Raw genomic sequence first — 13562 nt, forward strand, 5'->3', positions numbered from 1 at the left:
ATGACTATCGAGACCTCTCCCGATCCCGAGACCCCAGAAGTACCCGAGACCGAGGCCGTCTCCACCCTGATCGGCACCGATGGCGAGTGGTGGCGTTCCGCTGTCATCTACCAGATCTACCCCCGTTCCTTCTCCGACTCCGACGGCGACGGCATCGGCGACCTGCCCGGCATCACGAGCCGGCTCGACTCGCTCGCCGAGCTCGGCATCGACGCCATCTGGCTCTCCCCCTTCATGACCTCCCCGCAGCACGACGCCGGCTACGACGTCGCCGACTACTGCGATGTCGACCCGCTCTTCGGCACCCTCGCCGACTTCGACCTCATGCTCGAGAAGGCCCACGCCCTCGGCATCCGGGTGATCGTCGACCTCGTTCCGAACCACACCAGCTGGGACCACGCCTGGTTCAAGGAGGCCCTCGCCGCCGCCCCCGGCAGCCCCGAGCGCGACCGCTACATGTTCCGCGACGGCAAGGGTCCGAACGGCGACGAGATGCCGAACAACTGGGAGAGCGTCTTCGGCGGCCCCATGTGGGAGCGCGTCACGAACCCCGACGGCACCCCCGGCCAGTGGTACCTGCACATCTTCGACAAGTCGCAGCCCGACCTCAACTGGGACAACCCGTGGGTGCGCGAGCGCTTCCATGACATCCTCCGCTTCTGGCTCGATCGGGGCGTCGACGGCTTCCGGGTCGACGTCGCCCACGGCATGATCAAGGAGGCCGGCCTCCCCGACTACACGCCCCCGGCCGACGCGGGCAGCATGGGAGGCGGCACCGCCGACGCGCTGGTGGGCCTAGAACCCGGCATCGACGCCGACGCCTCCGTCGACCCGCCCACGCCGCCCTACTGGGCGCAGGAGGGCGTTCACGAGATCTTCCGCGGCTGGCACGCCGTGCTCGAGGAGTACGACGGCGAGCGCGTGCTCTGCGCCGAAGCCTGGGTGGAGCCGCTCACGAAGCTCGCCCGCTGGGTGCGCCCCGACGAGATGCAGCAGGCCTTCAACTTCACCTATCTCTCCGCCGGGTGGGATGCTGACGAACTGCGCTCGGTGATCGACGGCTCCATCGCCGCCTTCGCCACCGTCGGCGCCCCGAGCACCTGGGTGCTGTCGAACCACGACGTGGTGCGGCACGCCTCCCGCCTCGCGCTCACGGCCGAGAACCTGCAGGGTGCCGGCATCGGGCCGAACTCCCCCGGCCTCCCCGACCCCGTCGTCGGACTCCGCCGCGCTCGCGCCGCGACGAGCGTCATGCTCGCGCTCCCGGGCAGCGCCTACGTCTACCAGGGCGAGGAGCTCGGCCTCCCCGAGGTCATCGACCTCCCCGACGAGGCCCGCCAAGACCCCACCTGGTTCCGCACGAATCACGAGAAGTACGGCCGCGACGGCTGCCGCGTGCCCATCCCGTGGGAGGCCGGCTCGCCCACCTACGGCTTCGGCCCCGCCGGCTCGACCGCGAGCTGGCTGCCGCAGCCCGGCGACTGGAACGACTTCGCCCGCGCCAGCCAGGAGGGCGTCGCCGACTCCACCCTCGAGCTCTACAAGCGCGCCCTGGCGCTGCGCTCGCTGCACGGGCTCGGCACCGGCACCCTCGAGTGGATCCCGGGCTATGGCCCCGAGGTCATCGCCTTCCGCAACAACGGCGTGACCGTCATCGCCAACCTCGGGCAGACGCCCGTCGAGCTGCCCGCCGAAGGCCCCGGCGAGGTGCTCCTCACCAGCGAGCCGCTCAACGAACCGGCCCTGCCCGCCGACACGGCGATCTGGCTGCTCTAGGGTCGCGCGCCGCGCATCCGTTCCTCCAGGCGAGCGGATGCGCGGTGCGGCCTCGCACGTGACGCCCGGTCAGCGGATGCGCGGTGCGGCCTCACGCGTGACGCTAGGTCAGCGGATGCGCGGGGTCAGTTGGCGTTGGCCTGCAGCCAGGCGAAGGGGTCGACGGGGGTGACGCCGTCGAGGCGCACCTCGAAGTGCAGGTGCGCGCCGGTGGAGGTGCCCGTGTTGCCGACTTTGCCGACCGGCTGGGCGACCTTCACGACCTGACCCTCGGTGACCTCGACGGAGCCGGTGAACATGTGCCCGTAGACGCTCGAGATGGCCTGCCCGTCGATGACGTGGTCGATGATGACGTAGACGCCGAGGCCGCCGTTGTCGCTCGCCTGCACCAGGCGCACCACGCCGTCGGCGATGGCCTGGATGGTCGTGCCCTGGCCCGGTGTGAAGTCGACGCCCTTGTGGTCGGTGCTGCCGATGCCCCCGGGCGACTCGCGGTGGCCGAAGCCGTCGCTGATGGGCACGCCGACGGGGAACGGCCACTGGACGGTGCCGTTCGGGTTGTTCGTGAACGTGTCGGCGATGCGGTAGCCGGCGGCGCGGAGCGCGGCCAGGTCGCGCACCCCGTAGCCGTCGCGGGTGATGTCGGAGGCGAGGGTCTGGGAGCCGGTGGTGAGCTCCTGGCCGGGCAGCGCTGCGGCGAGGTCGCCGGCGACGGAGGGTGCGATCGCTCCGGTGGCGATGGTGGCCGCGTGGAAGGCGGAGGCGGGCATGGTCGTGGCGACGGCGATGCCCGCGGCGAAGAGCATGGCGACGACGCTGAAGGCGCCCTTCGCGGTGTCGCCGCGGCGGCTGCGCCGCCCGCCGGGCGCGCTGCGCGGAGCATCCGGCTTGTCGGCGGCGCCGGACCTGTCAGTGGCGCCCGACTTGTCGGCGGCGCCAGGTCTATCGGTGGCGCCGGGCTGGTCGGCGGCACCGGGCTTGTCGGTGATGCCGGGCTCGTCGGTGGCGCCCGACGTGTCGGCGCCTGGGCCGTCGGAGGGAGCAGCACGGCGGCGCGAGCGCACCGGAGCGGTGGCGCTCCTGCTGGCTGCGTCGGTGGCGGCCGCGACGGTGTCGGATGCGGGGCCGTCGACCCCCGCGCCACGCAGCGTGCGGCGCGACACAGGCTTCGAGACGACCGGCGCGGAGACCGCCTCCACCTCGGCGACGACGTCGACGGTGTCGTGCCCGGTCGGAGAGACGGGCTCGACCTCGATGACGAGATCGGCCACGGCGGCGGGCTCGGCAGCGGCTGGCGACACGGGCGGAACCGGGACGGGTGCCGCTTCAGACGCACACTGCGCCGAAGAGGACGCAGCGGCAGCGGCGACAGCCGCCGCTTTCGCCCGGCGCCCGGCCGGGGTGCGCGAGGTCTCGTCGGAGAAGGTCTCGGCGGCACGTCGACCGCCGCGCTGCGTGTGAGGTCGGGGCGCGGCGACCGAGCTCGCGGCCACGACATCCGCCTGGGGTGCCGGCTCGGCGGCGGCCCGCGCTCGGCGCCCCGCTGCGCTGCGTACCGAGGGCGACTCGTCGTCGATCGCCGCAGCGCCGGCCCGGCGGCCCGTCGTCTTCGGAGCGGGCGCAGCCTCGCGCGGAGCGGACGGCTCGATGGGCGCCGACCCCTCGACGGGCGCAGCGCCCGCGCGGCGGCCCGCCTTGCGAGCCGGAGCGGTGGGCTCGTCGGCAACGACCTCAGGGGTGCCGGCACGGCGGCCGGTGCGCTTCGGGGTGGCGGCAGGAGCATCCGCTTCTGTGTTCACAGGGGCCGGGGTGCGCAGGCTCCTGCGAGAAGGGAGGGTGGAGGGCTGCTTCGTCGAACCGGGTGCCTCGCGAGGGGATGCGTCGTCATCCGGGCGTGAAGTCGTCCGTGCCACAGGTTCGGGTGTCTCCGTAGATCGTCGGGTCGGCGGGTCGTCTCGAAGGACGGGAGTGAGTGGGTGAGCCGACTCGGATCACGAGATTTCGGCTCCGTCAAGGGTATCGAGGCCCTCGCCGTAACTCCACCTCACGCAACAGATCCACAGCTGAGCGGAGTGTCACGCACGATCAGAGCGGCAGACCGGCATTCCGATGCAGCTCGAACACGAGCGGCTCGAGCTCGGCGAGCAGGGCGGCGTCGCCCGCGAGGGTCATCACCGAGCCGGGCGCCGCGCCCGCGAAACCGGCGGCCACGCCACCCGCCTCACGCACGATGAGGGCGCCGGCCGCGTAGTCCCAGGGGTTGAGCCCGCGTTCGGCGTAGGCGTCGAGCCGGCCCGCCGCCACCGAGCACAGGTCGAGGGCCGCCGACCCCGCCCGGCGGATGTCGCGCACCCGCCCCACCAGGCCCGTCACCACGGCGCCCTGCTTCACCCGCAGTTCGGCGCTGTAGGCGAAGCCGGTGCCCACGAGCGCCTGCGCCAGCGCGACATCCGTGTTCACCGCGAGGGCACGCTCGCCGAGGTGGGCGCCGCCGCCGTGGGAGGCCGAGAAGACCTCGCCGAGCACGGGGTTGACGACGCAGCCCGCGAGGGTGGTCCAGGTGGAGGGGTCTGCGGGGTCGCCCTCGACGGCGGCGATGCTGACGGCGTAGGCCGGGATGTCGTAGAGGTAGTTGACGGTGCCGTCGATGGGGTCGACGACCCACGTGATGCCGGAGCGGCCGGGGGTGGCGTCGGACTCCTCGCCGAAGAACCCGTCGTCGGGGCGCGCCTCGGCGAGCCGGCCGCGGATGTAGTCCTCCGACTCGCGGTCGGCGAAGGTCACGACGTCTTGCGGCGTCGACTTCGTGGCGGCGACGGTGACGCCCTCGGCGCGACGGCGCCGGATGAGCTCCCCCGCATCGACGGCGATCGACCGGGCGAGGGCGAGGAGTTCGGCGGGATCGGTGGCAGGCATGTCGTCTGTTTCCGTTCGATGGTGGCGGCTGGTCTCCGGAGCCCCGGAAACACGAGAACCCCCGCGGCCGCGAGGGTTCTGTCGGTGGCGGGTGAGGGATTCGAACCCCCGAATGCGAAGCAGTCTGATTTACAGTCAGATCCCTTTGGCCACTTGGGTAACCCGCCAGGGCGCACCCGACCACGTCGAACAACACAACCGAAGGCGCTGGACAAATATACCCGGGCCGGGCACCAGCGCGAAATCGCGGGCGCAGGTCAGTTCGAGGCAGGCGCATCCTCCGCCTCGGCGGCGTAGCGATCGGCGAACTCGAGCACCTCGTCGAGGTAGGCGGGCGACTCGTTGTACGCGGCGATGGCGTCGCGCCACCCCTGCTCGGTGCCGAGGTCGCCGCCGGAGTAGCAGAGGTACCCGGCCGCCGAGAGCGAGGAGTCGTCGATGTTGTGGATGTCGGGCACCCCGTCGCCGTTGGCCTCGGTGGCCCAGGCCGCCCAGGTCGTGGGCACGAACTGCAGGGGGCCGACCGCCCTGTCCCACTCGGTGTCGCCGTCGACGGCTCCCCCGTCGGAGTCGGGTATCTCCTGGAAGCCCTGCCCGTCGAGGGGCACCCCGATGATGAGGTCGCTGGTGCGCCCGTCGGGCTGGATGCTGCCACCGAAGATCGTTCCGTGGTGCGACTCCACCCAGCCGATGCCGGCAAGCGTGTTCCACCCCAGGTGGCATTCGGGCTGCTGCTCGGCGATCACGAGCGCCGCACCCGCGTAGCCCTGCAGGGCCCGCCGCGGAATGCCGGTGGCCTCGGCTACCCTGTCGAGCCACGCGGGGTCGGGCAGCTCGGCACTCGTGACCCCACCGACTCCGTCGCCGCCCTCGGCCCGGTCGCTGCCCTCCCCGAACTCCCCGACACCGGATGCGCGCTGCGCCTCTGCATACACCGCGAACGTCGCATCGGGCCCACCATCACCGCCGACGCGCCCCGTGCATCCGCTCACCACCCCCGCGACGACCCCCACCATTACCACCCCCACGACCGCTCTCCCCCACACACCCATCCCCCCACCCAACCAGACCCCCCTGACAACCCCCACCGAGTCAGAGCGAGACCATCTCCAGGCCCCCGGCAGCGGCAGCGAGCCGTCGATCATGAGTCCAGAAGACGGCACACTGGTGGTGCTGCGAGCCGTCGGCCGTTCGTCTAGAACGTCGACGTCGTCGTCTACGCGAAGCGCCGGACGTCATTCTCGCCCTTCCACCAGGCGACGAGGCTCTTGCCCGTGAAGTAGTCGGGTTCGGCTGACATCGAAGTTCCTCATTTCTCCCCCGATCGCTCGATAGTACAGAAGTCGAGTGATCGTCACAATGGGAGGGGCGGGGGAAGCCGCGTAAAATGAGGGCATGGCAGATTCATCGTTTGACGTGGTCAGCAAGGTCGACAAGATGGAGGCGGACAACGCCCTCAACCAGGCGCAGAAAGAGGTGGCGCAGCGCTACGACTTCAAGAACGTGGGCGCGTCGATCGAGTGGAGCGGCGAGAAGGTGCTCATGAAAGCCTCCTCCGAGGAGCGCGTGAAGGCCATCCTCGAGGTGTTCGAGTCGAAGCTCATCAAGCGCGGCATCTCGCTGCGGTCGCTCGACGCGGGTGAGCCGTTCCCCTCCGGCAAGGAGTTCCGCATCGAGGCGTCGATGAAGAACGGCATCGCGCAAGACGACGCGAAGAAGATCAACAAGCTCATCCGCGACGAGGCGCCGAAGAGCGTGAAGTCGCAGATCCAGGGCGACGAGCTGCGGGTGTCGTCGAAGAGCCGCGACGACCTGCAGGCGACGATGGCGCTGCTGAAGGGCGCCGACCTCGACGTGGCGCTGCAGTTCATCAACTTCCGGTGAGCAGCGAGACCCCGGTCGGCGCCGGCCGCCCCGGCATCGACATCCCCGACCGCCGCGGCCGCACCGGCCTCGACCAGACGGGCCGCGACCTCACCGGCAACCCGCGCGTGAAGGTGCTCGACGTCACCCTCCTCAGCTCGAACTGGTACGTCACCCGCACCACCCGCTTCGAGTTCGAGCACAGCGACGGCCATCGCTCCGTCGAGGAGCGCGAGACCTACGACCGCGGCAACGGCGCCACCATCCTGCTGCACGACGCCGCTCGCCGCACCGTGCTGCTCATCCGCCAGTTCCGCTTCCCCGCCTACGTCAACGGGCATCCTGACGGCAACCTGCTCGAACTCCCGGCGGGCCTGCTCGACGAAGACGAGCCCGAGGCCGCCATCCGCCGCGAGGCCCGCGAGGAGACCGGCTACGAGATCGGCGAGGTCGAGCACGTCTTCGACGCCTATATGAGCCCGGGTTCGATCACCGAGAAGCTGTTCTTCTTCGCCGCGCCCTACCGGTCGGAGGAACGAGCGGATGCGGGCGGCGGGCTCGCCGACGAAGGCGAAGACATCGAGCTGGTCGAGCTCGACATCGACGACGCCCTCTCCCGCATCGGAGACGACATCATCGACGCGAAGACCATCATGCTGCTGCAGTGGGCGGCACTTCGAGGGCCGTTCGCCGCGTGACGAGGTAGGAGCCCGAGAGCACCAGCGCGAACCCCACGATCGTCCACACCGTCACCGGTTCCCGCAGCACCAGCACCCCGGCGAGGATGGCGACCGCCGGGTTGACGTAGGTGATGGCCGTGGCCTTGATGGGGCCGATCTCCCCCACCAACGCGACCATGAGGATGAACGCGAGGGCACTGCACACCACCGCCAGCACCACGATGGAGACGATCACCTCGCTCGAGGGCCAGGCCGTCGGCCACGCCCCGCGCAGCAGCACGAACGGCACGTAGACCACCGCGGTCAGCGCCAGCGAGACCGCGACCACGCCGATGCCGGGGAGGTCGGACATGTACCGCGCGAGCACGGCGGGCCCTGCCGCGTAGCCGACGACCACGAACGCCATCTCGCCCACGGCCAGCAGGTCGCTGCCGCCGACGTCGAGGCCGACGAGTGCGGCGACGCCGAGCATCCCGACCGCCATCCCGAGCCAGTTGAGGCGTGAGAGCCGGCTCGGCCGCCCCATCAGGAACGCAACCCCCACCCCCGCGAGCGGCACCGCGGCGAGCAGCAGCCCCGCGGTCGAGCTCGGCAGCTTCTGCTCGGCCGAGCTGAGGAAGTACCAGGGGATGACGATCTCGAGCGCCGTGTACACGAGCAGCGGCTTCCACCGCCGCAGCACGGGCAGCACCTCGCGGCGGAGCAGCGCGACCGGCAGGAGCAGCACCGCCGCGAGCCCCGAGCGGGCGAGCACCACCATCTCGGGCTGCAACTCGCCGACGGCGATCTTGATGAAGAGGTACGGGATGCCCCAGGCGATGCCGAGGGCGGCGAAGAGCAGGATGCCGCGGCGAGTCACCGCTCCATTGTGCGCCCTCGGGTCCCTCGGTCGAGTCTCGGCCCGAACTAGTCGGTCGTACCGGTGAACGTCGCGCCGCTCATCGGCGCGTAGGCGACCCAGCCGGAGCGTCCGGCGAGTACTTCCGCCTCGCCCTCTCCACCCTCCGGCCCGGCGTCGCCCGCGCTCCCGAGCAACCGCCTGGTGAGGTGCGCACCCTCGGAGAGCAGCCCGTCGAGCGCCTCCGCGAGGTCGGCGTCGACGGGCTCCCGGCCCGCCTCCGCCGCCGCGAGCACAGCCCGGCGCATGAGCTCCTTCGCGAACGAGCCCGTGGTGCCGGCCGAGCGGTCGGCAGCGGCGTCGAGCGCCCCGTCGCTGAACTCCAGCCCCTCGGCGTAGCGACGGAACAGCCGCCGCCGCGACTCGTCGTCGGGCAGCGGTATCTCGACGGCGAGGTCGACGCGCCCCGGCCGCTCGGCGAGCGCGCGCTCGAGCACCTCCACCCGGTTCGTGGTGAGCACGAACGCCACGTCGGCGTCGCCGTCGAGCCCGTCGAGGGCGTCGAGCACGGCGAACAGCAGCGGCTGCGGCCCGTACATGCCGCGCTCCATCGCCACCAGATCGACGTCTTCGAGCACGACCAGGGCGGGCTGCATGGCCCGGGCGAGCTCGGCCGCCTCGGTGATGAACCGGATGCTCGTGCCGGTCAGCAGCACCGCCGTCGTTCCCGGCGTGCGGGCGAGCAGGTGCCGTACCGTGAGCGTCTTGCCGGTTCCGGGCGGCCCGTAGAGCAGCACCCCGCGCTTGAGGTGCTGGCCGGCGACGAGGAGAGCCTCCCGCTGCTCCCCCACCCCTACGACGTGCCGGGCGATGGCCTCGAGCACGCCAGGGGCGAGGATGACGTCGTCGGCGGCGACGCGGGGCCGCGGCAGGAAGGTGGCTCCCGCGGCGTTCGACTCGTACTGGTTGCCTGTGAACGACAGCACCTGCCCGCGCAGCACCGACAGCGACTGCATGAGCCGCACGAGCTCCTGCAGGAAGCGGCTCGCCGCCTCGGGGTCGGCGGCGAGCACCTCGACGGAGGCGTGCCCGCGGCCTCGCTCCGGCCGCGCGCCGCGCTGGAGAGCGACGAGAGGGGCACCCTCCCAGCGCATCAGGTAGAGCCCGAACGACATCACGCGGCGCACCGAGTCGGGCCCGTCGGGCACCGAGACATAGTCGACCGGGCCGGAAGCGAACGGGGTGTGCATCGCGCCGTTGAGCAGCTCGGGCAGCCACGACTGGTCGCGCATCTGCCCACCCGTGACACCGATCGGCGTCGCGCCGCTCGGTTCGGCGAGCGCCGCCAGCGCGAGGTCGGCGTCGACGAGCCGGTGCGGGGCGACGACCTGCTCCACGACCGGCAGCTCGGTCACGTCGCGCCCCAGGTGCTCCTGCACGAGCTCGCCGAGGGGAGTGAGCCCGTCGGCGGGCGGGCCCATCTGCTCCATCGCCTGCCGGAGGAAGCGGGTGAAGGTCTCGGCGAACTCCTGCGTCTGCTCGTCCACGAGCTGCTCCTCCCGGTCGGATGTCGTCGACTACTGTAGCCGGGGCCGCCGACAGTGCCGGCCGCGCATCCGGTTGCACCAGACGCGCGCGCGCTCAGCCGCGGACGCGGCTCAGACGGCGGCTCGCGGCGGGTACGGGAAGACGCCCGCGGGGTCGTAGCTGCGACGCACCTCGGCGAGGCGGCCGAAGACGTCGGCCGGCCAGGCGGCCTCGTACGCACCGGGCACCGAGAGATCGCCGGCGAAGTTGATGTTCGTCGAGGCCGAGATCCAAGGCCGCAGCAGCTCGGTGATGCCGTCGGCCACCCGCGGGAGCACGGTGTCGAACAGCCCGGGGTCGGGTGCCCCGATCATCACCATCGTGTAGCCGGCGTCACGACCGCCGACCGCGCTGCCCCCGGGCACGTCGCGGGAGGTGGCGCCGCCCACGTGCCGCAGTTCGGCGGCGATGAGCGGCAGCTCGCGCCCGGGCCCGAACGCCTCGAGGAAGGCGTCGACGAAGCCGTCGTCGACGGAGTCGAGCATCATGCCCCTGTCCCACACCGGGCCCGGCTGGTCGGGGTCGTTGTGCACCATCGCCACGGCGGCAGCGGGCATCACGTCGACGGCACCGAGGAACGCGGGAGCGACGTCGCGGAGAGGCTGGAAGACGGCAGCTCCCGCCTCCGAGTCGCCGAGGTAGGCGAAGCGCAGCGAGACGGCGGTCTTCCCCCGCAGCGGAGCGGGGATCTCGTCGAAGGGCGGGAAGCGCACCACGGCGACGGAGGAGGTCGCCTCCACCGGGGCGGTCTCGGTGAACGCGGCCCAGGCCCGCAGCACGGCGGGGATGTGCTCGGCGTCGAAGAACAGGGAGCCCCCGTAGAAGGAGGTGAGCGGCACCAGCTCGAACTCGATCGAGGTCACCACCCCGAGTCCGCCCTTGCCGCCGCGGAGCGCCCAGAACATCTCGGGATGCGACGACTCCGACGCCGTGACGAGCTCGCCCCCCGCCGTCACCACCCGGAACGAGCGCACCCAGTCGGAGGAGAAGCCGAGCGTGCGGGCGAACGGCCCGAGGCCGCCCCCGGTCGTGTAGCCGACCACGCCCACGCTGTCGCTCGACCCGGTCACGGGTGCGAGACCGTGCTCGGCCGCCGCTGCTACGACGGGGCGCCAGCGCAGCCCCGCCCCCACGGTCGCCCGACGGGTCTCGGGGTCGATGTCGAGCTGATCGAGCCGCGAGGTGGTGACGAGCACGCCGTCGACGACGGGGCTGAAGCCGCCGTGCCCGGTGGCGAGCACGCGCACGGGCAGGCCGTGCCGGGTCGCGAAGCGCACGGCGGCGACCACGTCGGCCTCGCTCGCGGCGCCGACGACGAGGTCGGGGTCGTGCACGACCGTGGTGTTGAAGCCGGCGACTTCTGCCGGGAGGGCGGCGTCGCCCCGGGCGAACAGCGGCCCGTCGAGGGAGGTGGAGAGGGTGTCGAGGTCATCTGCGGTGAAGGTCATGCCTGGAACAGTAGCGACGGGGTCTCGCCCGTCGACGGTGTCGCAGGGCCCTTCAACGTTCGCGCAATCGCTGCAATCCCGCGAGCTCGCGCGCCATGATGCGCACCGCCTCCTCGAAGCGCCCCGGGGCGGGCCCGGAGTAGTTCAGTCGCACGTGCGACTCCGGGTCCTCAGCCGGGAACCATTCGGGCCCCGGCGAGATGAGCACGCCCGCGCGGGCGCACGCCTCGACATAGGTGGTCGACTCGACGCCGTCGGGCAGGCGCAGCCAGAGGTTGAGTCCACCGCGGGGCACCGAGGTGAGGGTTCCCGGCGGCAGGAGTTCGTCGACGAGCCCGGCCAGGGCGTCGCGGCGGGTGCGGAGCTGTTCGCGCATCCGTCTGAGATGCGGGTGCCAGGCCGGCGAGGAGACGACTTCGAGAGCGGCGGTCTGCAGCACACCGCTCACGTAGAGGCCGTCGACCACGCGATCGGTGAGGATGCGCGACCGCGCCGCCCCGCGAGCGACGACGGCGGCGATGCGCACGGCGGGCGACACGCTCTTGGTGAGCGACCGCACCGAGACGACGTGCCCGTCGACGTCGCGGGTGGCCACGGGCCGCACCGGGGCGTCGAGGGCGAAGTCGTGGGCCCAGTCGTCTTCGATGAGGAACGCGCCGTGCGCCCGCACCACCTCGAGCAGCGCTGTGGCGTCGGCCTCCGTCCAGCTGGTGCCGGTGGGGTTGGCGAAATGCGGCATGGCGTAGAAGAGGCGGGCCCTGGTGCGCTCGAAGGTCTCGGCGAGGTCGACCGGGTCGACGGCGGCCCAGCCGTGGCCGGTCGACGGCGCGGGCGACGGCCGCCGCGGCACCGGCACCACCTCGAGCCCCGCCTGGCGCGCCGCGGCGATCGCCCCCCAATACCCCGGCGACTCCATCACGATCGCGTCGCCAGGCCGCGCCAGCGAGCGGAACACCGACGACAGGGCGCTCTGCCCGCCCGGCATCACCACGACGTCGGCGGCGGTGGGCGCCGACCCCGTGGCGGGGGTGGCCTCGGCGAGCTCTTCGGCGAACCACGAGCGCAGCTCGGCGAGACCGGATGCGGGCGGCCGGTCGAGCGCACTCCGCGTTCGGGCCGCCCGGGCGAGGGCGTTCTGCACCGCGCGCACGGGAAGGAGGTCGTCGACGGGGTACCCGCTGTGCAGCGCGATCACGTCGTCGGACGGCGTCTGCAACGTCGACCCGACCACCGCGCCCTGCGCCCGCGCCGCGCCGAGCGCCGCGGTCTGCCAGGAGAGGTCGGCGCGCGACGCGGGCCGCGCCCGCCGCACGAAGGTGCCGGCACCCGGCCGTGACTCGACGAGCCCCTCGCGCACCAGAGCCCGCACGGCGTGCTGCACGGTGACGGGGCTCGCGGCAAAGCGCTCGACGAGCGCGCGGGTGGAGGGCAGGCGGCTGCCCGCGGCGAGCCCGGCGATCTCGCGACGGAGCTCTTCGGCGATCCGCGCCGAACTGCTACTCTGACCCATGAAGCCTGATGATAGCGCTACTGCAGCGCCACCCCGACCGCTACCGCCCGCGCCCACCCGCGTGCGCGCCGCCGGAGTCGCGTGGGGCTTCGCCGGAGTGCTCGCCTTCTCGTTCACCCTCCCTTTCACGAAGGTCGCGGTCGAGACCCTCGACCCGCTCGCCGTGGGCGCGGGCCGGGCGGTCGTCGCCGCTGTGCTCGGTGCCGTCGTGCTCGCGGTCACCCGGTCGCCGCTGCCCGCCCGCCGACTGTGGCCGCGCATCCTGCTTGTGGCCGCCGGGGTGGTGGTGGGCTTTCCGTTCCTCACTTCGTTCGCCCTGCAGACGGCACCCGCGAGCCACGGCGCCGTCGTGATCGGGCTGCTCCCGGCGGCGACCGCCGTGGTCGCGGTGCTGCGCGGCCGCGAGCGGCCCAGCCGCCTGTTCTGGGTGGCGTCGATCGCCGGGGCCGTCGCGGTGATCGCCTTCACCGTCGTGGAGTCGGGTGGCTTCGGCGGGCTGCACGTCTCCGACCTGCTGCTGCTCGGCGCCGTCGTCGCCGCGGGCACCGGCTACGCCGAGGGCGCCCTGCTGGCGCGCGAGATCGGTTCGTGGCAGGTCATCTGCTGGGCCCTGCTCGCAGCCTCACCCGTGATGCTCGTGCTGACGGGGGTCTCGGTGCTGCAGCATCCGCCGACCGCACCGCTCCAGGGCTGGCTCGCGTTCGCCTACCTCGCCGGCGTCAGCATGTTCCTCGGCTTCTTTGCGTGGTACCGCGGCCTCGCCATCGGTCCGATCGCGTCGATCGGGCAGATCCAGCTGGTGCAGCCGGTGCTCACGCTGGTGTGGGCGGCGCTGCTGCTCGGCGAGCCGCTCACCGTCACCACGGCCGTCGGCGCGCTGGCGGTGGTGGCGTGCGCCGCCCTCGCGGTGCGGTCGCGCATCCGTCGTTCCTGAGCCGGCCCGA

The 13562-nt window shown here is 72.3% G+C and carries 11 protein-coding genes and 1 tRNA gene; 4 read left to right on the forward strand and 8 right to left on the reverse strand.

Annotated elements, in window-relative coordinates; genetic code table 11:
- Positions 1-1776 carry a glycoside hydrolase family 13 protein gene (locus tag HL652_RS14925; RefSeq protein WP_171706043.1) on the forward strand — a complete coding sequence of 592 codons (1776 nt, stop codon included), beginning with the start codon at positions 1-3 and terminating at the stop codon, positions 1774-1776.
- Between the two features lie 125 nt (positions 1777-1901).
- On the opposite strand, the gene HL652_RS14930 is transcribed toward HL652_RS14925, so the two are convergent.
- The 4 genes from HL652_RS14930 to HL652_RS14945 form a co-directional block, all read right to left on the reverse strand.
- The gene (locus HL652_RS14930; RefSeq protein WP_171706044.1) at positions 1902-3575 is read right to left on the reverse strand and encodes a M23 family metallopeptidase; all 1674 of its coding nucleotides are present in this window, start codon (positions 3573-3575) and stop codon (positions 1902-1904) included.
- Positions 3576-3861: 286 nt separating this feature from the next.
- Positions 3862-4692 (reverse strand): inositol monophosphatase family protein, encoded by an 831-nt coding sequence (locus HL652_RS14935; RefSeq protein WP_171706045.1) that lies wholly within the window; start codon positions 4690-4692, stop codon positions 3862-3864.
- A gap of 85 nt (positions 4693-4777) precedes the next feature.
- Positions 4778-4859: transfer RNA gene (locus HL652_RS14940), tRNA-Tyr, on the reverse strand.
- Between the two features lie 90 nt (positions 4860-4949).
- Complete coding sequence (locus tag HL652_RS14945) at positions 4950-5720, reverse strand: lytic transglycosylase domain-containing protein (RefSeq protein ID WP_216603905.1); 771 nt, start codon at positions 5718-5720, stop codon at positions 4950-4952.
- A 367-nt stretch (positions 5721-6087) separates the two neighbouring features.
- On the opposite strand from HL652_RS14945, the gene HL652_RS14950 reads away from it, so the two are divergent.
- Together HL652_RS14950 and HL652_RS14955 are read left to right on the forward strand one after the other, a co-directional pair.
- On the forward strand, positions 6088-6576 hold the full coding sequence (locus tag HL652_RS14950; protein WP_171706047.1) for a YajQ family cyclic di-GMP-binding protein: 489 nt from the start codon (positions 6088-6090) through the stop codon (positions 6574-6576).
- Positions 6573-7253, forward strand: a complete 681-nt coding sequence (locus HL652_RS14955) for an NUDIX domain-containing protein (RefSeq protein WP_171706048.1) — start codon at positions 6573-6575, stop codon at positions 7251-7253. Before HL652_RS14950 ends, HL652_RS14955 begins: the two co-directional genes overlap by 4 nt.
- On the opposite strand, the gene HL652_RS14960 is transcribed toward HL652_RS14955, so the two are convergent.
- The 4 genes from HL652_RS14960 to HL652_RS14975 all read right to left on the reverse strand — a co-directional run bounded on the left by HL652_RS14960 (position 7207) and on the right by HL652_RS14975 (position 12618).
- Complete coding sequence (locus HL652_RS14960; RefSeq protein ID WP_171706049.1) at positions 7207-8094, reverse strand: DMT family transporter; 888 nt, start codon at positions 8092-8094, stop codon at positions 7207-7209. The genes HL652_RS14955 and HL652_RS14960 overlap by 47 nt on opposite strands.
- A gap of 47 nt (positions 8095-8141) precedes the next feature.
- Positions 8142-9620 carry an AAA family ATPase gene (locus tag HL652_RS14965; protein ID WP_253743323.1) on the reverse strand — a complete coding sequence of 493 codons (1479 nt, stop codon included), beginning with the start codon at positions 9618-9620 and terminating at the stop codon, positions 8142-8144.
- A 111-nt stretch (positions 9621-9731) separates the two neighbouring features.
- Positions 9732-11108: an FAD-binding oxidoreductase gene (locus tag HL652_RS14970; RefSeq protein ID WP_171706050.1), complete on the reverse strand. Its 1377-nt coding sequence runs from the start codon at positions 11106-11108 to the stop codon at positions 9732-9734.
- Positions 11109-11160: 52 nt separating this feature from the next.
- Positions 11161-12618, reverse strand: a complete 1458-nt coding sequence (locus tag HL652_RS14975; protein ID WP_171706051.1) for an aminotransferase-like domain-containing protein — start codon at positions 12616-12618, stop codon at positions 11161-11163.
- Between HL652_RS14975 and HL652_RS14980 the strand changes: the two genes are divergently transcribed.
- Entirely contained in the window at positions 12617-13552 is a 936-nt protein-coding gene (locus tag HL652_RS14980) for a DMT family transporter (protein ID WP_171706052.1), read from the forward strand. The two genes, HL652_RS14975 and HL652_RS14980, sit on opposite strands and share 2 nt — an antisense overlap.
- Positions 13553-13562 lie beyond the last annotated feature (10 nt).

Origin of the sequence: Herbiconiux sp. SALV-R1 (genome assembly GCF_013113715.1) — a bacterium.
GTDB lineage: Bacteria > Actinomycetota > Actinomycetes > Actinomycetales > Microbacteriaceae > Herbiconiux.